This is a genomic window from Fodinibius roseus, assembly GCF_900129315.1.
In the GTDB taxonomy this organism is placed as follows: domain Bacteria; phylum Bacteroidota; class Rhodothermia; order Balneolales; family Balneolaceae; genus Fodinibius; species Fodinibius roseus.
In genome coordinates this window covers 183,526-204,137 of record NZ_FQUS01000005.1, presented here as the reverse complement: position 1 = coordinate 204,137, position 20,612 = coordinate 183,526, and the positions used below count along the sequence as shown (strand labels likewise).

At 42.9% G+C, this 20,612-nt stretch carries 24 protein-coding genes and 1 pseudogene; 6 read left to right on the top strand and 19 right to left on the bottom strand.

Going from position 1 to position 20,612, the window contains the following annotated elements; all coding sequences use genetic code 11:
* Positions 1–111 precede the first annotated feature (111 nt).
* Positions 112–486, bottom strand: coding sequence for a DoxX family protein (locus tag BUB16_RS06460; protein ID WP_073061064.1), 375 nt, complete (start codon positions 484–486; stop codon positions 112–114).
* A 230-nt stretch (positions 487–716) separates the two neighbouring features.
* Between BUB16_RS06460 and BUB16_RS06455 the strand changes: the two genes are divergently transcribed.
* Positions 717–1,079 (top strand): winged helix-turn-helix transcriptional regulator, encoded by a 363-nt coding sequence (locus tag BUB16_RS06455; RefSeq protein WP_073061061.1) that lies wholly within the window; start codon positions 717–719, stop codon positions 1,077–1,079.
* A gap of 62 nt (positions 1,080–1,141) precedes the next feature.
* Here BUB16_RS06455 and BUB16_RS06450 read toward each other — a convergent pair whose 3' ends face one another.
* From BUB16_RS06450 to BUB16_RS06415, 8 genes and pseudogenes are all read right to left on the bottom strand, one after another.
* Positions 1,142–1,552 carry a VOC family protein gene (locus BUB16_RS06450; RefSeq protein ID WP_073061058.1) on the bottom strand — a complete coding sequence of 137 codons (411 nt, stop codon included), beginning with the start codon at positions 1,550–1,552 and terminating at the stop codon, positions 1,142–1,144.
* Positions 1,553–1,872: 320 nt separating this feature from the next.
* Positions 1,873–2,682, bottom strand: coding sequence for an AraC family transcriptional regulator (locus BUB16_RS06445; protein WP_073061055.1), 810 nt, complete (start codon positions 2,680–2,682; stop codon positions 1,873–1,875).
* A 163-nt stretch (positions 2,683–2,845) separates the two neighbouring features.
* The gene (locus tag BUB16_RS06440) at positions 2,846–3,676 is read right to left on the bottom strand and encodes an AraC family transcriptional regulator (protein ID WP_073061052.1); all 831 of its coding nucleotides are present in this window, start codon (positions 3,674–3,676) and stop codon (positions 2,846–2,848) included.
* Positions 3,677–4,279: 603 nt separating this feature from the next.
* Positions 4,280–4,390: pseudogene (locus tag BUB16_RS21160) on the bottom strand (SDR family NAD(P)-dependent oxidoreductase); the annotation flags it as partial.
* Positions 4,391–4,454: 64 nt separating this feature from the next.
* Positions 4,455–5,282: a dienelactone hydrolase family protein gene (locus tag BUB16_RS06430; RefSeq protein WP_073061049.1), complete on the bottom strand. Its 828-nt coding sequence runs from the start codon at positions 5,280–5,282 to the stop codon at positions 4,455–4,457.
* A gap of 212 nt (positions 5,283–5,494) precedes the next feature.
* Entirely contained in the window at positions 5,495–6,112 is a 618-nt protein-coding gene (locus BUB16_RS06425; RefSeq protein ID WP_073061046.1) for a succinate dehydrogenase/fumarate reductase transmembrane subunit, read from the bottom strand.
* 163 nt (positions 6,113–6,275) lie between these two features.
* Positions 6,276–6,695: an alpha/beta hydrolase fold domain-containing protein gene (locus tag BUB16_RS06420; protein WP_073061043.1), complete on the bottom strand. Its 420-nt coding sequence runs from the start codon at positions 6,693–6,695 to the stop codon at positions 6,276–6,278.
* Between the two features lie 43 nt (positions 6,696–6,738).
* Positions 6,739–7,113 (bottom strand): hypothetical protein, encoded by a 375-nt coding sequence (locus BUB16_RS06415; RefSeq protein ID WP_073061040.1) that lies wholly within the window; start codon positions 7,111–7,113, stop codon positions 6,739–6,741.
* Between the two features lie 382 nt (positions 7,114–7,495).
* On the opposite strand from BUB16_RS06415, the gene BUB16_RS06410 reads away from it, so the two are divergent.
* On the top strand, positions 7,496–7,822 hold the full coding sequence (locus BUB16_RS06410) for a winged helix-turn-helix transcriptional regulator (RefSeq protein WP_073061036.1): 327 nt from the start codon (positions 7,496–7,498) through the stop codon (positions 7,820–7,822).
* Positions 7,823–7,943: 121 nt separating this feature from the next.
* Here BUB16_RS06410 and BUB16_RS06405 read toward each other — a convergent pair whose 3' ends face one another.
* The 3 genes from BUB16_RS06405 to BUB16_RS06395 all read right to left on the bottom strand — a co-directional run bounded on the left by BUB16_RS06405 (position 7,944) and on the right by BUB16_RS06395 (position 9,309).
* Positions 7,944–8,198 carry a YdeI/OmpD-associated family protein gene (locus tag BUB16_RS06405; RefSeq protein ID WP_073061033.1) on the bottom strand — a complete coding sequence of 85 codons (255 nt, stop codon included), beginning with the start codon at positions 8,196–8,198 and terminating at the stop codon, positions 7,944–7,946.
* A gap of 85 nt (positions 8,199–8,283) precedes the next feature.
* Positions 8,284–8,481 (bottom strand): carboxypeptidase-like regulatory domain-containing protein, encoded by a 198-nt coding sequence (locus tag BUB16_RS21420; protein WP_073061028.1) that lies wholly within the window; start codon positions 8,479–8,481, stop codon positions 8,284–8,286.
* Positions 8,482–8,886: 405 nt separating this feature from the next.
* Positions 8,887–9,309, bottom strand: coding sequence for a VOC family protein (locus BUB16_RS06395; RefSeq protein ID WP_073061024.1), 423 nt, complete (start codon positions 9,307–9,309; stop codon positions 8,887–8,889).
* A gap of 162 nt (positions 9,310–9,471) precedes the next feature.
* Here BUB16_RS06395 and BUB16_RS06390 point away from each other — a divergent pair, with 162 nt between their 5' ends.
* Complete coding sequence (locus BUB16_RS06390; RefSeq protein ID WP_073061021.1) at positions 9,472–10,062, top strand: TetR/AcrR family transcriptional regulator; 591 nt, start codon at positions 9,472–9,474, stop codon at positions 10,060–10,062.
* A 50-nt stretch (positions 10,063–10,112) separates the two neighbouring features.
* On the top strand, positions 10,113–10,943 hold the full coding sequence (locus BUB16_RS06385) for an alpha/beta fold hydrolase (RefSeq protein ID WP_073061018.1): 831 nt from the start codon (positions 10,113–10,115) through the stop codon (positions 10,941–10,943).
* A 208-nt stretch (positions 10,944–11,151) separates the two neighbouring features.
* On the opposite strand, the gene BUB16_RS06380 is transcribed toward BUB16_RS06385, so the two are convergent.
* From BUB16_RS06380 to BUB16_RS06370, 3 genes are all read right to left on the bottom strand, one after another.
* Positions 11,152–12,150, bottom strand: coding sequence for a quinone oxidoreductase family protein (locus BUB16_RS06380; protein ID WP_211483108.1), 999 nt, complete (start codon positions 12,148–12,150; stop codon positions 11,152–11,154).
* Between the two features lie 175 nt (positions 12,151–12,325).
* Positions 12,326–13,225 carry a helix-turn-helix transcriptional regulator gene (locus BUB16_RS06375; RefSeq protein ID WP_073061011.1) on the bottom strand — a complete coding sequence of 300 codons (900 nt, stop codon included), beginning with the start codon at positions 13,223–13,225 and terminating at the stop codon, positions 12,326–12,328.
* A gap of 162 nt (positions 13,226–13,387) precedes the next feature.
* Positions 13,388–14,203 (bottom strand): AraC family transcriptional regulator, encoded by an 816-nt coding sequence (locus BUB16_RS06370; protein WP_073061008.1) that lies wholly within the window; start codon positions 14,201–14,203, stop codon positions 13,388–13,390.
* A gap of 190 nt (positions 14,204–14,393) precedes the next feature.
* On the opposite strand from BUB16_RS06370, the gene BUB16_RS06365 reads away from it, so the two are divergent.
* Complete coding sequence (locus BUB16_RS06365) at positions 14,394–15,137, top strand: amidohydrolase family protein (protein WP_073061005.1); 744 nt, start codon at positions 14,394–14,396, stop codon at positions 15,135–15,137.
* A 365-nt stretch (positions 15,138–15,502) separates the two neighbouring features.
* On the opposite strand, the gene BUB16_RS06360 is transcribed toward BUB16_RS06365, so the two are convergent.
* From BUB16_RS06360 to BUB16_RS06345, 4 genes are all read right to left on the bottom strand, one after another.
* The gene (locus BUB16_RS06360) at positions 15,503–17,542 is read right to left on the bottom strand and encodes a pyrroloquinoline quinone-dependent dehydrogenase (protein ID WP_073061002.1); all 2,040 of its coding nucleotides are present in this window, start codon (positions 17,540–17,542) and stop codon (positions 15,503–15,505) included.
* Positions 17,543–17,685: 143 nt separating this feature from the next.
* Positions 17,686–18,561 carry a LytR/AlgR family response regulator transcription factor gene (locus tag BUB16_RS06355; protein WP_073060999.1) on the bottom strand — a complete coding sequence of 292 codons (876 nt, stop codon included), beginning with the start codon at positions 18,559–18,561 and terminating at the stop codon, positions 17,686–17,688.
* Between the two features lie 144 nt (positions 18,562–18,705).
* Entirely contained in the window at positions 18,706–19,197 is a 492-nt protein-coding gene (locus BUB16_RS06350; RefSeq protein ID WP_073060996.1) for a GNAT family N-acetyltransferase, read from the bottom strand.
* A gap of 22 nt (positions 19,198–19,219) precedes the next feature.
* The gene (locus tag BUB16_RS06345; RefSeq protein ID WP_073060993.1) at positions 19,220–19,528 is read right to left on the bottom strand and encodes a hypothetical protein; all 309 of its coding nucleotides are present in this window, start codon (positions 19,526–19,528) and stop codon (positions 19,220–19,222) included.
* Positions 19,529–19,927: 399 nt separating this feature from the next.
* Between BUB16_RS06345 and BUB16_RS06340 the strand changes: the two genes are divergently transcribed.
* Positions 19,928–20,482 (top strand): DinB family protein, encoded by a 555-nt coding sequence (locus BUB16_RS06340; protein ID WP_073060991.1) that lies wholly within the window; start codon positions 19,928–19,930, stop codon positions 20,480–20,482.
* The last annotated feature ends 130 nt before the right edge of the window (positions 20,483–20,612 follow it).

Sequence of the window (20,612 nt, the reverse complement as noted above, 5' to 3'; positions counted from 1 at the left end):
TGGATCTTGTATTTTTTTTAAATCTTTATTTTAAAGTGAAAGAGTATGAGAACTAAAGCTTCTGAAATAGAATAAAACCGACACGCAAGGTTTTTTTTGACAGCATCAAAATTAAAGCACCAGCTTAAAGCTATCATCTGTCCAGAGGATAACGATACTGAGTACACAAACCGCCAAAGACTGCCAGTAGATACTGAATGGATGCTGATGCCCCATATGCATGGTAAATGCTCCGATGGCAAACGGCATCAACAGGAGTACAGAAATGATTTTGACGGGATGAACAAAGATGCCAGCAAGCACTCCAATAGTGCCCAGAACTTCTGCCAAGCCAATCGCAAAAGTCCAGGTTACCCCGAAACCCAATTCCTCCATCCCCATCATCATGGTTTCTTCCTGGTACAATTTCTTTACTCCGGCATACCCAAATATGAAACTGAAAGCTGTAATTGAAATCCAATGTATTGCTTGTATTACTAAACTCATTAGTCTATAATTTTGGTTGTTAAATATTAATGTGAAGGCGAAACTAAGAGCTAGGAAATAGTTTTAGAAGACCTTACAGAATTTATAGAAGCTTACAATTTTGTAAGTATTGGCACTATGGACTTGAAAGAGCAATTATCTGATTTGCATTCAAAATAGGCGAACGCTTTCCTCATCAACTTTGATTGTATTCTTGATAAATCTTTTCATGCTGAAATCGAATAAATCATATGAGAAAACAGACCTCTACAAACTGGCTTAACGAAGAGCGACTTAAGGCGACCTGCGGCATGGCTTACACCCTGAATTTAATCGGCGATCGGTGGAAAGGAAGTATTCTCTGGGCATTGATGGAAGATGAGCGATTGCGATTCAGTCAGCTGCGCGACCTGCTGACCGGCATTTCCGAGCGCATGTTGGCCAAACAATTGGATGAGCTGGAGGAGGATCAACTGATCAACCGCATCGTGCACCCGGAAGTACCGCCGCGTGTGGAGTACGAGCTTACAGAACTCGGACATTCCATGAAAAGTATGTTAGAAAAAATGTCGGACTGGGGTGAGATGCATCGGGAAAAAATAGAAAATAATTGACATTATCCCCTCCAAGCACATTTCCCGCTTTTCATAAAAATATACCGATATTCATTTGGATGTTACGGCTGATGATATTCTACAATATCAATACCTACGCCATTGGGATCCTCAATGGCAAAATGGCGATCTCCCCACGGTTCATCGCGCAGATCAATTTTAATATCGGCGCCCTTTTCTTTTAGCTCTTGGTATTTTGCATCTACATCCTCTACTTCTATCGTAAGATAAACGCCTTTGCCTGAAAATGCATCTTTGAATAGCGGCTGCTGGGACGGGTGATCCGGCAATAAAAAACTGATTTCTGCCTGTTTATTTGGCGTATGCATTAAGAGATAAAACTCATTTTCATACGTTATACCAAAACCAAGAATTTCGGTATAGAATGCTTTGGTCTCGGGTAGCTTTTCAGTGATAATTCCGGCATTCAGTTTCATCGCTGACTGTTTTTGTGTTTGTGCTTGAACATGCATGGTGGTTAATAATCCAATAAGAAAACACAGGAAAGATGATTTCATAAGTATCAATTTTAGGTTGATACAAACTTAACATCAGTAGTACAGCCGGTATTGTAAAAAACGGACAATTTTAGCCCGCATTTCTTCCCTGTCAGAGGACTTTGCAAAACCTTATTGTCATCGCGAATGTAGTGCGGCGATCTCTTTTTTAGTCTCTAAGTGGAGATTACTTTCCCGAACTATCGGGACAATGACACGTTTGATTTTTGAGCGTTTTGCAAAGTCCTCTATCAATAGCTTATATGATTTTACCCCAAATACCAGTAGAATGCCGGTTAGCTAACCAACACCTCGGATGGTGTTTTCCCATACAGCTGGTTGAATTCTTTGATAAAGTGCGACTGATCGTAATAACCGGCGTCAAAGAATTCAGATCCAGATAGTTTGTCCCCCTGAACTAATTCTAAGGTATGTTGAAAGCGAACAATTCGGCTGAACGTTTTGACGGTCCCGCCAATTTTTTGTTTGAACAACCTTCGCAATTGACGCGGACTTACGCCAGCATCCAGATCTTTTGAAAGCTGTATATCCCCCCGGTTGGCCAAGATTAAATGCAGTGCATTCCAAATCCTGTGGTCACCCTCGATGATTGACTGATAAATATGATTGCAAAAATATTGATCCAATATTTGTTTCTGATCGATGAGCGCCATTTGCCGGTGCATATTCCCGGAAATAAAAACAGCCGTTTCGGGAATGACATTACCCAACGATTCGGAAACATTTGTCAGCTCCGAGACGTTGATCTCGAAAAGCTCTGCAAATGCCGTCGGTAAAAAACGAATGCCTACGTAATTAAACGACTTGCCAAGCGAAAATTCGGCAAAGCGATTTGAAAATCCCATAACATACGATTCATCAGGATTTTCAAACTCAAAAAAGATATCGATGCAGCCATCAGCAACCACTCGATAACAAAAGGAATCCTCCAGTTCTTCGTTTGTTTGGAGTTGCCAATAGCAATAGATAAAATCTTGCAACCTTTCATCTGGTTGGATCTCAGAATACGTTACTTTGCCGTTTGTCCCACTTACAGCGGGTTGCAACGGGCGATAAAATTGCCGGATATTTAATCTTTTGTACACAATTATTTGATGACGTTATAGATTGAAATAAGATAAAAATACTATCTGATTTAAATAACTATTATTCTGGATTATGTCTCATTTTGTAGGATTCATTCTCAATATCATCCAAAATAGAGTGATACTTTGGATTCCAATCCAGCATTATTTAGAAAGGTAAATATTAAGATCTTAACTGCTGACTAAACGCCACATTCCACTCGCGGTGTTGGCAAATAAACGACAACCGGCGGTTTTCGTAGGCACCGGGATTCAATCCTGAAAATTCCTTAAAATCCCGGATAAAGTGGGACTGGTCGGCATAACCGTTGTCGAAGGCCACATCCGAAAGTTGCCGGTAATTCTGGGTGCGAACCTGGTTGAAGGCCGATTGAAAACGGATGATCCGGGTAAACAGTTTGGGGGTTACGCCAACTTGTCGCTTAAATCGCCGCTGAAATTGACGTTCGGATATTTGCAAATCATTATAGAGGGTATATACCGGGAGATCACCCCTGTTCTTTTTGATCTGCAAAATGCTATGCATTACAGCACCATCTTTATAGGCATGCTTTTCCATCTGCTTACGGATAAAATCGCAGATATGATCAATCCGGTCTTCCGTGGTATCGGCATCGTTCAACTTCTCGTATAAATAGTTGTCAAACGCATCCAGACTAATCAGCTCATCCATCGCTTCATCGGCATCGAATCCAAAAATGGTTTTTAAGGCATATGGATAAAAATTCACTCCTATGGTATAGGCGTTGCCGGAGGAACGAAGGATCCCATGTTTGGTGGTCTGTCCATATACAAACAGATTCGGAAGTGGGCTTTCCTCCTCGACTTCCGGAGCAAAACTGGAATTACTTTTTTGAAAGATAATCCCCGGACAACCGTCTGCAACGATTCGATAGGCTACCGAATCCGAAGGGAGGGCATCTGCCCTGGCAATCCATAAGAACCGAATGATGTGTTGCAAGTCTGACGGAGGATCTATTTCTCGATATTGCATGTGATAGACTGTCTAAAAAAAGAAGCAGTATTTAAATGGAATAACACATTTATCGGTTGGCTTAAAGAGCGAAAACCTTTAATGACTTTACCCGCAGACCACTCTATCATCAACGATAGAAGTACAACAGATCACCGTTAACGGTCAGCGGTCAAATACTGATTCGCAGATCTATTGCTAACCGGTAAACATGTTAGGACATATATTTGTAACCAAAATGTGAAGGATACCATTCAAAATGCCAGCCTGAATAGTTCACAAAATTATTTTATTCGATCAATTACAGGTTGTCAAACTTCCTCTGAATCACATGTTTTTGGACCCTGTCCTGGCATGTGAAAGAGCCCGTTAAAAATGTTCTCCGGCCTTATTGTTATCCACTTTCGTATATGGTTCGCCAACATAAAGTAGAACTGATTAAAGATCCGGGTTAAAGACTGTAATAGCTCTGACTCTTTATCCGTAAGCGTAATGTGACGGCCGATATATTGTAATAATGATTTATAGCTCATGATAAACAATTAGACAACCCAATTAGAGGAATAATGCTCTTCCCTATTATGAAGGATAAAATCCCCATCTATATTGAACGTTTGGTTGGTAATAATTGACGGCTACCTGAACTCCAGCTTCCGACAAAGCCAAGGCTATACCACGGCCAATGCCTCGGCTTGCTCCTGTGACCAGTGCTGTTTTATTTTTCAAGGTTTTCATAAATAGTTTCTCTCATTTTTTATTTCACTTTTACTAAAAACAGATCGCTATTTCTGTGCTAAACTTAGTTTAAGTGTTTACCTATCCAATATACGGCCCGGTCAGTCCACTCAGCAGGCAGCATATGCCCGCTGTCAAAGAAAATTAACTCCTTGGTATCACTGCCGATTAAATCGTGAAGCTGACGGGCTTGCGCCTCGGTATAATTTTGTCCATCATTTTTCCCCATTAACATGAGAAAGGGAACTTCATGGATGTAAGGAGCGTGATGGTGGACTCCTGTCGGGAGGTACGGAACCGTCACAATCGGCGAAACGCATGCTACCGAGGTTTTGATCCGGGAATCTACAGCGCTGAGCATAAAAGTCATCATACCGCCCATACTGTATCCAATCATTCCGATTCGGGTGGTATCAATCTCCGTGCGGGTAGTCAGATAATCCATCCCGCGTCGGTAATCAATAGTGGATCGCATGATCATGTCTCGGTACTGCACAAATCGCTCATTCTCGAGTAGTGCTATTGGAGAATCCAACTCGTTATTCGACGAACGCTCTCCGTGATATTCTGTATCCAGTGAAAGCGCAGCATAACCGGATTCAAGTAGTTGAATGGTTAACTTCCTCATCGTGCTGTTTTCTTCCCACCAACTTTCTTTTGAGCTGGTAACCCCGTGCAACAAAAGTACCACCGGATAAGGCCCCATTTTGTTTGTTGGCAGCGCCAAATATCCCGGAACCTTGCTGCCAAGTGCACCCCGAAAGGATATCCTCTCACGGATATATCCCGGTTTTTCAAGCCGGCCAATTACATCAGCTTCCAGAGGTACCGTTTGGTCATAGTCAAAGAATTGCTGCATCACTTCAAATGCTTCTGACTCTACGGGCTGCATATCAGACACGCTGTCGCTCTGTGCTCTTAGCGATATCGATACAGAGCATAGGAGTAATAAGCAGAGAAAAAATGGGTGATTTTTAGGCATAGTCAACTAATACCATGATATATTTCAGTTTGGTATTTCGAATACAGGATAAAATCAGTTCATATGGATCAACAATTACATCAATATAGTTATTATTATAAATCGTGCCGCTACTTATCAATTCAACAATTTAAATTTTGGAATTGGTATTCTGTTGGAATTTCAAGCCCTCTAAACCCATCAGTTAATCCATAAAAAATGATTACAGTTATGATAACTCCTGTAATAATAATCAGTATTGATTGCCTTTCGACGGTGAGCCCAGCTAACTGGTTATTCATCCTTTTGTAGTGAATACAGGCGATATGTACAAAAAAACTACTAATAGCTAATCCGTAGTAAGGAATAAAAAACAGGACATAAGGAAAAGAATTTAACCCTGAGGCCCCGAAATAAACATTGGTATCAAGCTCCAGAAGAAATCGTCCTGTTAGTACTGCTGATGTATGAATCGCTAAAAAAAATGCTAAATACAGTCCGGAATAAATATGCATTTTTTCCCATATATTAGTACTTCTTTTGTTTCTTGAGACAAGAGCAAGTCCGCTGAAAATTTGTACCCCTACTGCAAGCAACAGTACAAACTCAACAAAACTATTGCGATAGACTGTGCGCAGCAACTCCATCATTTGGATATGGGTATCAGCTCCAACTATGCTGAATAAATGATTGAACAGATGCAGTGCTGTAAAAACGACAATCAGTAACCCTGAGAAATAATGTAAAGTCCGGATTTTCATTTTTGTTCAGTTACTTAAAATTCCATTTACAAAATGAAAAAATAAGTCGGTATTTCATTTGATGCAGATCAAAAAAGATAGATCGATGCCTGATCAAGTCCTGCTTTGGGTCGGTCTCTTGTGGTGTCTTTAGCTGATCTGAAAAACACGTCCATTTGCTTTGTTAGCGGTTTGTTGCTTTGGCAATAAACTTTTCTATATCTGTCAAAGCATCTTGCGAGGCTTGAGATCCTATATCGGCCAGCAGCCACACGTGGTTTTGATCTTCATATTCTTTCATTTTCGTGCGAGGTTGCAACGATTTTACCTTTTCGTAAAAAAGTTTTGAATCACCAAACAGTATTTCATTACTGCCGACCAGAATGAACAAAGGGGGAAAGCTGGTGAAGCTCAATTGACTTGGATCAGCTTCATCAAGGTCATCACCGGCATAGTAGTTCGCATATTCCAGCAACATATCCGTGGTAAGAATCGGGTCCATTTCCTTTCTTCTTTTATGCGACTCCGTATTGCACTTAAGATTTAACCACGGTGAAATCAACACTACCCTTGACGGCATTTGTAGTTTCTCTTTAAGAGCCATAACTCTTTAAATGGATAGTTTGTCCCGATTCGGTTATCCCATTCTACAACCAGCGTTTTACCGCCTCATCGGTGTTGGTGGGCAGAGTATTAAAAATAATTTTAGATGTTGGAGCATTGGCATGTACAGTATTGACAATTTGTTCAAATAAAATGAAGTTGGTGGCTATGCTTCGTATGCCGTTTCCTATGACAATTCCGTCGAAGTTTTTTTTGGATAGGTGTTCTTCAAGGTTATTTAAATCAGTAGCACCTGTTTCTATTAAAAATAGTTCGGCCTCATAGCCCAAAGAATGTAATTTCTCCAGTGTAGTCTGGGTCCCTCTTTCAATTTTCTCTGCGGTCAGACCTTCCGGGATTTCAGGATTTGTAAAGTCGATGGTATGAGGATCCATACCGATGATTAATACGTTCTTCATAGCATTCGCTTTTTGTTACGGTTGATTTATAGTCGTTTCAATGGTTTCCTTGTCAGAGCAAGACGTAAGAGAAAACAATACGATAATGGCCATCACCAAATCAGATGTTAGCCCTCACTTTCGTCTTGTGTCTGCCATTAGCGTCTTGTTTTGTTTTCGTCTCTTGCAAACACCACCCTGTTGTAGGCTGGTGTGTTTTCAACAAATATGCCATGGTTGCCGCGCCTAAATGTGTTGTTGCTCCTGCTACCAAAACCATATCCTTTGAATGTTTAAATTGAATGATTTATTATGGTTTCGAAAAGGTACTTATGATAGTTACAAAAAGTAACAGGTTACCTCTGGGTAACTGGCAAAAAGTGGTAACGTCAGGGTAACTAATATGACTGATGCACAAGAAAACATAGAATGTCCGATTACAGCAATGCTTGAACTCATTGGTGGAAAGTGGAAACCGATCATCTTATACAATCTCACCTCAGGTACAAGGCGATTTGGCCAAATTGATGTCCGTATTCCGGGCATTTCAAGAAAAGTCCTGACCGAGCAGTTGAGACAACTGGAAAAAGACGGGCTTATCAAACGAAAAGAATACAACGAGATACCGCCCCGTGTAGAGTATTCGCTAACTGAGTTAGGTGAAAGCCTATCCCCTGTGTTTAAAGAAATGGCAAGTTGGGGCAAGGAACATGTTTTGGGGAATGGGTAAGGCGTGCGGTGACATCAATATTTCGCAAATTCGCAGTTGCCTGATCAACCATCTCGGAGACCAAGAGCTCCGGCTATGCATTCCCAACCAGGACGTTGGGAACGAGTGCAAGGAACTTTTTTTATTCTTTTTTCGAGGGAGGATGATCCATCTTCATATATACCCCGCCCACTTCGAGTTCATGCAGCATCTGGCGGAGTCTTTTCTGTTTGGTTTCCTGACGTTTCGCCTTGTTTATCCAACCGATATAGTCGTTTTGCTGGTAAGCGGGACGCTCCCTGTAATCCTCCATCAGACCCCGCTCTTCCAGCGCCTTTTTGACGAACTTCGGCATGGGATGTTTCGGCCTTTCGAGGTTTGAAAAATCTGAACTCATCTCACTATTGGGTTAGTTGTCGAGCAGCAGTGCTCCTTATCATGCCCTGCGCTTACGCGGCGGGCGCTTGAAATGTTGAAATTGACTATTCAAGTTCTTCGGCCCGGTACCCAACATAGGAAATCCGAATGGTAATGGAATCCGCTTCAAGACCAACCAGCGCAAACCGGCCATCCGCATTCGTTGTGGTACCGATTTGCGTCCCTTTTACCTGAACGGAGGCGTTGGGCAGGGTCTCTCCGGTATCCCGGGCGCGAACTTTGCCTGAAATGGTATTAATCAATATGGCTTGATTGGTCCGCAGGAGTCTCCTGAAAACTTGTAAACAAGATGAACAAAAATGTAAGATAAACCATTGGGTTGTTTTTGTAGTAGTATTTTTAAATTTCGAATTGTGCATAGGAATGTCCACCAATAAATCATCGCCGAGTCTTCACTTTTTATTACACAATAATAGCAAGTGGTGACTAAGGCTATATATATTTTTTGATATAGATCAAAAACCCATATTTGATCTGATCGAATCCGGCTTAACGCCTTTTGCGTTAGTCGAAGATGATAGTAGTAAGACTAAGGAGGCGGGCTGGTGCCAAATGAAGGTATTTCTCTTTCATAATTTTTTATCCAATTAGTTATCCTTAAAATCCCAGAAAGGATACTTACTAAATTTGCTGACCATCTCTGGCGTTTAATCCTCCGGTAACATCTCTGGATTCCAAACGACCTCCCACAAATGACCATCAGGATCCTGAAAATAGCCGGCATACCCACCCCAGAACGTGTCCTGAGCTTGTTTTGCGATTCGGGCACCCGCATTTTCCGCCTGTTTCATAACCTCGTCCACTTCCGCTTTGGAAGAAACATTATGGCCAAGAGTGAATTCCGCAGGATTGGGTTCACTCTCAGAAAGACCCGTATCGTGAGCGATACTTTCACGCGGCCAAATGGCTAATCTGAGTCCGTTCTGCAGATCAAAGAAGGCCACCGCCCCGTGTTCAAATTCTTCTCCGACGATCCCTTCTGTAGACAAACCAAGTCCGTCGCGATAAAATTGAAGAGATTGTTCCAAGTCATCAACGCCAATGGTAATAACAGTTATTCTGGATTTCATTTTGTTTACCTTCGGTTATTAGTTCTATTTTCATACAGAATTTTAATATATGAGTAACTGATAGACAAAATTACTTATATGAAAATCTTGAGTATTGAATAAATCGGACATATATCAGTAAAATATATTGAACCTTACGATACCGATCGGTATCTTGTATATATGAGAAATCCAGAACGCACAAAAGAAAAAATCCTGACTCACTCAGGCAGCTTGTTTAATACCAAAGGGTATAAAGCCACCTCGCTGAGTGATATCACCAAGGCCGCGGGGCTGACCAAAGGTGCGATCTACAAGCATTTTCAGAATAAGGAGAAGCTGGAAGAGGCAGCTTTCGACGAAATGGCTAAGCTGGTGATGGATAAGCTCGGGCAAAAAATAAAAATGGCAGAAACCGCTCCGGAAAAACTGCGAGCGATTGTCAGCTTTTATAAAACTTATGTGACTCACCCCTGCATCCAGGGCGGTTGTCCCCTGCTGAACACCGCCGTGGAAGCCGACGATGCTAATCCTGTGCTGAGAAAAAAAGCCGTTCGGTTTTTGGGAATGATTGAATCGTCCCTTCAGAGAATCCTTGAAAATGGAAAAAGAAACAACCAATTAAAGAGCGATTTAAATACTGAACATTTTAGCAGCGTAATGATTGCCCTTCTTGAAGGAGCTATCATGATGAGCCGTTTGAAAAACGATACTGCAGATATGGATAGTACAGTACAACATTTAAATGGTATGATTTCGGATATCGAAGACTAAAAAAATTTAACCCCATAAATACCGATCGGTATCTAATAGAACACTATACAATGAGACGAAAAATTGAACGAACTATCGGAACCTATTTGAACGCTATGGCAGATATTGCTCCGAATCATGCGGGCAGGCTCGGATTTAAACTGTTCGGTTGGCCTGCAAAGAAAAATATTACGCCTGCCGGACAACAGTTTTTGGACCGTTCGAAAGCGATTTCGTTTCAGCATTGTGAACTTAACCTCCGGGGATACCAATGGGGATACGGACCTAAAAAGATCTTGCTACTGCATGGCTGGCAGAGCCATTCAGCCAGGTGGAAGGAGTTGGTCCGCCTATTTCCGACTTCGCAGTATACGGTATATGCCATTGATGCCCCGGGTCACGGGCAGTCCGGGGGACATTTTTTCTCAGCGCCCCTGTACGGAGAAGTCATTATGCAATTTGGTCAACAGATTGGTAAGCTGGATACGATCATCGGACACTCGCTGGGTGCATTTTCCACGTTTTATGCAGTCAGCAGATTTAACCTGCCCAAAGCGGAACATCTGGTTGTTATCGGGACGCCGGGAAAAACAGAGGATTTTCTCTCCTATTTTAAGCAGCGTCTTGACCTGAATAAAAAAGCGCTTCGCTGTATTCGAAACTATTTTGAAAAAGAAACGGGTGTGGATTTAGAGAATATTGCCATATCCCGATTTGCCGAACAGCTTGATCTACCGGGACTGATCATTCATGACAGAAACGACCGTTTTGCTCCGTTCGCATATGCAGAAGAATTGGATCGAAAATGGTCGGATGCAGATTTAATAGTAACCAAAGGACTTGGACATAATCTGTCATCCGATGAAGTCAATAACGAAATATTCGACTTCGTTCGTGGGTAATATGCCGAATCCGATTAATGAGTGCAACTTCTTGGATAGTATTTCGAGTGCTCAATAAGTAAGATAAATTTTTGCTGACACAACAAACTGGCTTGGGTTTAATAAGGACAAGTTGCACAATGCCCTGCTACAAGCCTGCCGTGATCCGAATTCGGATCTGTTTGGCTGGTACATGAACAATGTTTTCATGCATCTCACATGAACCGTATCAATCTTCACCGTTAGGGAATGTGAGAACAAGTTTCCCGAGATAATGTCCGTCAAGCGCCCGGTGCGCTTTTTTGATCTCTTCAGGTAAAAATGTGCCTCCAATATGGACTTTGAACGGTCCCTCGTTAATCAGATAGGTTAGTTTGTCAATCGACTGTCGACCAATGGGCAGCATGTCGTAGTTCTGGAGATTTATGCCGGTAGTAACATTCGGTTTGGGAATTACTCCATTGGGATAAATTACGCGTCCTCCTTCACGAACGGTTGTCAATGCCCGGTCTTCTGCTTCACCACCCGCAGTGGCAAGCGCCTTATCAAGTCCTTCTGGTGCAAAATCTTTTGCGGCTTTTACAACATCTTCGCGCCGACCATCTACGGCAACATCGGCACCGAGCTGTTGAACGAACTCCACGCCATCATCGCCGGAAGCTACTGCAAAAACCCGCGCCCCCATCTGTTTTGCAAGTTGCACGGCCATATGCCCAATACCACCGCTGGCGCCAAAGATCATGAGTGATTGATCCTGTTTCAGGTTGAGCACATTATCTAAACCGGTCAGCGCAGTTATGGCATCAACGGTCATCACCCCCGCCTGATTAGAAGGAAGATTCTCAGGAATATGGGAGACGCAGTCGGCCTTTACCGCAGCGTACATGGCGTAGAACCCACCGCCGTTATGTTTCGGGAAGTTGGCGGCATACACCCGGTCGCCTTGCTTAAAGCGGCTGACCCGCTCACCGACGGCAGCGACTCTGCCCGCTCCTTCCCAGCCAAGCACGTAGGGAAATGTCGGCTCTCCAAGATACTCGGCATATTGTCCCTCCCGCTCTTCAACATCCCACGATCCCAAGCCTGCCCACTCGATGCGAATCAGAACTTCGTCGGGAACGATCTCGGGGACCGGCAACGTCTGAAGTTTGAGTTCGCCGGCGCCACCAAAACGGTCTATGGCGATGGCTTTCATGTTGGCTGGTATATTATAATCTGGTTGGTCCATGCTATTGTCATGTTTTTATTACTCAATTTGATTCCCTTGCAAACATCAGAAATCAGATAGAAAAACGCCTTGAGAAAATCTCGGGAAAGGCTTTGAAAATTACGGAATTGGGAATGGGAATAGCTTCAAAGTCAACGGTATGCCACCCAAGATTTCTAATATTTGAGAAATTCCTTCACTCAGAGATGCGAAATTGAGAGGGACTCTCTCCACTTAGCCGCTTAAAGAAAACAGAAAAGTATTCCGGATTATCAAAATTGAGCGCATAGGCCACTTCTTTTACGGTCTTTGGCGTTTGCCTAAGCAGGGCCTTGGCATGGTTAAGTTGTGTTTGATGAATAATATCGAGCGCTCCCTGCCCGCTGACATCTTTAACCGTTTCGGACAGGTACTTGGGAGTAAGGTGCATCTCATCCGCGTACGCTCGGACTGACGTCAGCTCCAGAAAATGTTGTTGAACCAGCCATCTGAACTCATCATAGATCTGCTGATTACGACTCGTGTTTTTATATCGATTTGAGGGAGATGAATAAAGCTCTTTTGCTTTAAGGAATAGAATGTTCAGATAGTTTTTAATGATCTCTTTACTAAAAACGCTCCGAGTATCATACTCATATTTAAGTTTCCGGATAATATCCGCCAGCAGGTCGATCTCGTCGTTATTTAGTGAAATGACCGGTGGATTCAAGTGGCTGAAAAAAGGAAAATCCTTCAAAAAAGTATTGTTGGCAGGATTAGCATGGATAAACTCCGGCTTGAAAAACATACCATACCCCTTGCATGCATTTTCCATTTCTTCGTGAGATCCGGTGGTCTGCAATCGATGGGGACTGATTAGTGTAAGCCGGTTGGTGATGGTGGGCAACTCGAACTGATCAACATGAGAATCACAACCTTTGGTGATATCCAGATTGATCTCAAAATAATGTTGCCTGTAAGTCGACAACCGGTCATAATGCTCCCAGTTGGCATGCTCATAATCGAATACAAGAAAGTCGGAGCGTTTGGCCTCCACATTTAAATCCAGCGTTCTGATGTAATCGTCAATTTCCCGGAATATATTGATTTGAGACATGATTCACTTTTGTAAACAGGATGAGTAAATACAAACCCGAAAGCTATAAATCTCGTTTCTATCGGGTAAATATATTGATGAATTTTCTTTTTTATCAGCAGTAGATAATGAACAGCAAAACTCTATGTGATCATCTGCCTGTCTTCAATTTTCATTATATTATTAATTTTGCCGTGTTACCTGAGCGTCAAATAAATCAAACATGGCCAATGTACTGACAGCATTATTTTCCAATAGAACCTGTGGGGGGTCACCAGACAGCAACTTCACCTCACGACCCATATGGGCCTGATCCGCATATCCTGCCACATAAGCCAAACCCGCCAGGTCTTGTACTCCAAGAGGTCCGTCTTCAGACAACATCAGAAACCGTTGAAAACGTGCGATGCGCTGAAAGGTTTTGGGGGCATAGCCTACAGCAGCATTAAACTTCCGTCGTATTTGCCTATTGCTCAGACCCGTTTGCGAAGCAAGATCAGATATACGACCCGCCGGGTGACGGACAAGCCAGGTAACGCAAGCCTGGATCGCAGGATCAATGCAGGGTTCCTTTTTCAGGTAAGATTCCAATGTTTCCATAATGGCAGTCAACCTCGAAGATTCCGATCTGTAATTAAAAACTTCTTGAGACAATTGTCGGGCAGCCGGATGTGCAATTTCAGTTAATGAAACATGTTGGTTGAGTAGCTCCTCTGCGGGCAGGCCAAGAAAACTACCGGCCCAGCCAGGCTGAAAGCGTGCACCCATAACATTTGTACCAGCCGGGAGCTGAGCAAGGATACGGTGAGTTGCCGGTCCGGCTACCATGGGTTCCATATCTCCAATCCAGACAATATCCACGCAACCGTCGGGAAGAATAGAGTGACAATATGGACCATCCTTTTCTTCAATTTTTTGTGTCCAGACGCAAAGAATCTGTTTCGAAAGAGAAGGCGGTGGTGAAAATTCACGGTATTGGGATCGATTTTGAGCAGCCATTCCGAGTTCTTGTTATAATGAATTTTTGAATAGATTATAAGCATATGGTAGCTTAGATTCGGCAAACTATCAAATAGCAGGTGCGATATAGCCGTGCGTAGGCAATGGTCAACCCCTTAAAAGATTCGCTGTTGTACAAGCTATCGACGAATACTGCTTATTATCCAAATACCGTACTATTTATAAATTTATGAAGATATTTGACGCTCATTTTCACATTGTTAATTTTGATTTTCCCCTTGTGGAAAACAAGGGATATCTGCCTCCCGAATTTACTATTGACGACTATAAAACCAGGATGAATGATTACGAGGTGTCCGGGGGCGCCCTTGTTTCCGGCTCGTTTCAAGCGTTTGATCAGACGTACCTTCTCCATGCGCTGAACCAATTAGGATCTAATTTTGTGGGCGTTGCAAATATTCCTGCAGACATTTCCCACGAAAAATTAGTTCAACTTGCTGAGGCGGGAGTCCGGGCCGTTCGTTTTAATATCGTTCGGGGAAGCCCGAAACAATTAGAGACGATGGTTAACCTTTCCAACCGGTTGCACGAGAAATTTGGCTGGCATTCAGAATTATATATCAGAAATAATTCGCTGCAAAATATATGGGATATACTGCAGCAGCTTCCCCCCTTTTCCATTGATCATCTGGGTCTAACCAAAGATGGGATAGATAAACTATTTGAATTAGTGGATCAGGGCATAAAGGTAAAGGCCACAGGTTTCGGGAGACTTGACTTCAGTCCCATTGCACTAATGAAAAAAATATATTCCATTAATGCAGAAGCCTTATTATTTGGTACCGACTTACCTTCGACAAGAGCAAAAGAACCCTTTTCTTCTGGAGATATTGACCTGATTAAAGACCATTTCTCGAAAGAGCAGCAGGAACAAATCTTCTATAAAAATGCAGAAAAATGGTATAAACTGTAGGTAGTATAAGATTTTCTCATCTTCGTCTTTTCATTAGAATTACTTATCTACGTCCTTTTAAAAAAATTGTTAGTCTATCCTACCCGAAAGTATAATGATCAAACTTCTGCAATCGATAAAAATTCATTACCTGAGAGGTAATTGATCTTATATGAATCATACTCTACGATGGAGCAAACATTCTGACCAAAAACAACGTTTGATATGAAAAGATGAATCGAAAATAATTCTTAGAGTAGCGACAGTTTCTTTAGCCGGGAGCATTCCATCCGGATAAATTTCAAAACTCACACGATGCAAGTTCCCCAAACAATGCCGTAATCAGAGATCCAATAAGTGCAGAATCATTAACCTGCTGGTTTTCTTCAATCAATACGAAGACTATCACGGTTCAACCGAAATGCCACAACATAATCTCCTTCTCCAAACGAGCCGCCTCCGCCTACCGAAATCACCACAAACTGTTCACCGGAAGCAAGCTGATAACTCATCGGAGTAGCCCGACCGCTTGCGGGTAGTGTTCCGGTCCAGAGCAGTTGGCCCGTTTCAATATCAAAAGCATGCAGCCGGTCATTCAACGCCGCTCCAATAAACACAAGCCCTCCCTCTGTGATAATCGGTCCACCGAGATTGACAGATCCCCAGCTCTCCATCTGACGGATATAATCCGCTTTATCAGATTTGGCAAACCGAGACATAGAACCAAGAGGAACATCCCAGAGCTTGTCACCTGTTTTCAGATTAATAGCAACCAGCGAGCCAAATGGAGGCGGACTGCATGGCAGCCCCGACGGACTCAACAGCAGCCGGCGGCGCATCACATAGGGCGTGCCATACATCGGGTTGTATTCATAATCGTGACCAAGGCGTTTATCCTCTTCTCCCAATTGATCCGGATCATACTTCTCACGCGGAATCAGCTGCACCATTGCTGCTGTCCTGTTGACAGGAACCACGGCTATTTGCTTTACAGGGTCTACTGCAACCCCACCCCAGTGCGCACCGCCAATATTCGATGGCATAACCAATGTGCCCTGTTCGCTTGGCGGGGTAAAAATGCCCTCATTCCGCAGTCCTTTGACCGTTTCATAACATGCAGAACGATCCTCTTCGGTAATACCCCATACCTGCTCGAGGGAGAACTGGTGGGGACTGAGCGATGGTGTCACTTCAGTAAAAGGCTGCGTGGGAGAAGCTTCTTCCAGCGGAATATCGCTACCGGGGACCGGCCTTTCCTGGACAGGAAAAATCGGTTTTCCAGTCTCCCGGTTGAGGATATACATCATACCGGTTTTTGTGGCCTGTATCACTGCGGGAATTTCTGCGTCGTCTTTTCGAATGGTTGTAAGCGCGGGCGGGGCGGCATTATCATAATCCCACAAGTCGTGGTGAACCGTTTGAAATGACCATACCCGTACTCCTGTGGAAAGCCGGAGTGCGACAATCGAATTGGCATACCGGTTATCGCCCAGTCGCAGGACCCCATAGTAGTCCGGGGCCGCACTGGACGTAGGAATAAAAACAAGATCGCGATCCGGATCCGCAGAGAGAACAGACCACGCGTTCGCCCCGCCGGTTTTGTGCGCCATTTCTCCCCGCCATTCATCATAGGGGGGATCATCCGGATTTTGAGGAACCGGATCCCAGCTCCATACCAACTCCCCGGTACGAGCATCATAGGCCCGGACCTCACCGCTTGCGGGATCGGGCCAGGTGTTGTCCGCGATAGATGAACCAACCACCACCAGCCCGTTTGCTGCGAGTGGCGGTGACGTGAGAGTAAATGCCGCCGGTTCACGAGGCGGTATTCGAAGCCCTTCCAAAAGATTTACCGATCCATTTCGCCCGAAACCACTGCAACGCTTGCCCTCCTTTGCATCCAATGCTATCAATTGCGATTGTGCCGTGCCCACGAAAATTCTGCGTCTGCATGGATCGTTTTCCGATGCTGATTTATCCAACCAGACGGAAACCCCGCGATTGGCAAAATCTCCATATCGAATATCGCGGTCAATATTTGGATCGAACTCCCAAAGCTCTTCCCCGGTTGCCGGGTCAAGTGCAACCACTCGTCCCAGGGGAGTACTGAGGTACAGGGTCCCATCCACCATAACGGGTGTAGCCTGAAAAGACGCCGGCTTTTCCGTAGCATATTCAGACTCTGCCTCGCCGGTTCGATAGGACCAGGCAACATGAAGCTGGTGAATATTGTCCCGGTTAATTTTTGATACCGGTAAATACCGGCTTCCCTGTAAATCTCGACCGTATGCCGCCCACTCTGTGGGACCTCCTTCTGTATTTTGAACCGAGTCATTAGTTGCTGACGGTGTTTGTTGGGCTTGAACTGGATGGAACGCGGAAGCAATCAATACAAATACGAACAGATGGTAAAGTATGGTATTCATGGATTAGGGATACGTTTATGTTGGAATGAAATGAAGTCTGACCTTGGGCTAAATTAGTAACCCTCAGACTACAAGAAAGGGGAATGGGACGAATGGAAAAGATTTTGTGGTGGATGTAAAAGCCGTAGTACAACAAGCTGCGATCAGTCTTTCACAGCTGCTTCAAAAGAATCAATATAGCTACGGGATACAGGTATTTGAGCTTCAATATCTGCAAGTGTCAGTTTATATCCCTGGGCATTTCCGCTGACCGAGTCGATCTTATGTATATTTACGATGTAGGAGCGATGGACTCTCAAGATAGTTGGGTAATTACTGCACTGCTCCTCGGTATTTGAAAGTGTATTTCTTTTTATATGTCGCGAGGTGTTACCATCCTGGTCTTGAAGATAGAATTTCACATAGTTTCCGTCGGACATGGCGTACATAAAATCAGAAAGCCGGAACCTGATATTATCCTGAGGGCTTTGGGCTCTAATAATTATTTCCGGATTTTCATACTGCCTTTTCTGAAAATCCCGGACCAGTTTATCCCATGTTTTTTCCCTATTGGCAGTTGATTTCAGCAGTTGTATATAATTGATCATTACACTAATGGCGATAATCAGCGAGCCAACAAGAAATGTGTTGACAACTTCTGCTATCAAGTATCTGAAAGAGAAATTATTCGGATTATCGTATATCAGTTCCCGCCGAAAAAACATACCAACACCAATTATCAACAGAAGCCCGGCCCAAAATCCTATTTCTTTCCCTACTGTCCATTGCCACCTTTGAAAAAAGTTCGGGACCAGAGTTTTCGAAATGGTTATAAAACCAAGAAAGATTAAACCGACGAGTAATCCGTTAAGTAGTGAAATTGTAAAAAATGAGAACCGGTGTTCCCCAAATTCATAGGTAAAAGGTTCGAAAATATACTGAAAGAGCGTTACAACAATGGCAAGGATAATCGCTTGGAAGCACACGTTCTTCCAGGTATCATAAAAAAAAGGATATGATTGATGTAAGGGGGATTTCAACTATTTTCGAAAGTATGAGTCTGTGATAGAACGACCGGTCGCATAAGCTGCGGTCGCCGATGTGTTGAAATTATTTACAAATGAAAGATTAATCATAAAAAATTAGGTTGGCAAGGAAATATAAGACTTGTCCGTAACTACTCGTTACCTATCAAGCTTATTTGAAAGTTCATCGATACCATTTTCTCGGAGGCGATAAATTTCCAGTTCCTCCAGTTCCCGAGCTCCGATTTTTTCGTAGAAATTTTTGGCCCGGACATTTGACTCCAAAACCCACCACTCGAATCTGACACAATCGCGCTGTTTTGCAATACGGGCAAGATGGGCTAAAACCTTTCTTCCGATACCTCTCCCCTGGAATTCTGATCGTATGTACAGGTCATCGAGATGGAGTCCGGGTTGCCCCGTTGTTGTAGCGAACGTTTGGTAAAATACTGCAAAGCCGGCAAGATCATCACCTGCATAAACCAATAAGGCCTCAGCCGATGGATGCTTGCCAAACAAATTCTTCTTGAGATCTTCGGCAGTCACGGTAACTTCAAACGGAAACTCTTCCACCGCTGCAAGCTCTTTTATCAGGGAAAGAATTAATGGAACATCAGATACTATTGCGGGTTGTATTTTGAGATCACTCATATCCAATTCGTTCACTTTCTAATTAAGCGGTTTTATAACTCTCCTTATAATGTCTGACTTTATCATCATACTGTACCATAATATCCTGAACAGGGGGTGGAACTACTGCTCTGTCAAGCTTTTCTCCTGCAAATTGTTTTATTGCATCAAGGCTCTCACACTCCGTAATAATGAGAAATTCTATGCCTTCTTCGACTTCTCTTTTTAGGATTTGTGCTGAAATGAATCCAGCTATCTGCTCTATCTGTTTAAAGGTATCCGTTTTAAGATGATGAACATATTCATCTGCCCTTGCTTTTTTCGCAACTCCTGTCCAATGTCTTGAGATCATAATTTGTATTTCATTTTATAGGTCTAAAGGCTATTTCTCATTTGGTTCTAATAATTAATTTCAAATAAATTAATTAACAACCAGTCGCTTGTTGATTACTGTAAGACGCTCACACCACTCCAGCAATTTTTCACAGGAGCTCAGATATTCAAAAGACTCTACTCCCTCACTCCTGTCGTGGACGGTATTTATAAAATTGAAACAAAGACAGTTCCCGTCTAATGACAAAGTTTGTATGCTGCGTTCTTTACTCATCTGAAATCAATCAAAATTACAATTAGCTGACTGTTTTCAATATAATAATATTACTACTGAAAACAATTTTGGAAGTAAAGACATTTTATATTAATTTTTTACTGGTATAAATTATTTTAACAGTAAAAAATAGTAACGAGCATTATGCATGCTTCCGAAATATCATACATTATAAATCAACTCGACCAAACTTTTGATAAAAATCCCTGGTATGGCGAACCTATCCATTCCATTCTGAAATCCGTGGATCCGGATAATGTATTTGAGTCTCCCACTGAAGGGATTCACTCCATTGGAGAATTGGTTGCTCATCTGATTACCTATCGGGTATTTGCCACAAGGCGACTACTCGGCGATAATGATTATTATGTCAGTCAAGAAAATAGCTTTCGTTGGCAAAGGCTTTATCCCGAAAAAAAAGATGCCTGGGATAATCTGATGGGCAAGCTTACCACCGAGCATCAACACCTATTGTCAATATTACGGGAAAGCGATGGTAGCATCCTTGATAAAACGGTGGGAGGGCAATCCTATTCCTTCAGATACCTGTTGAACGGGATTATTCAACATGATCTCTATCATTTAGGTCAAGTTGTATTAATCAAAAAAATGAACCAACGAAAACATCAGGCCAAGCCTGGTCCCATGAACTACTCCTACAAACTATTCCCATTTAAGGATCTGAGTCTTATCAAATAGTTCCAACACATCGATTTTCATAAAAAATAAATAAAAAAATCACACCACTGGCACGACATCGTACAAAAAAGGGTCCTTTTCCTTAAGCTGGAGCCTGTTTTTACTTCAAAGTCCAAGCCACTTCATCAAA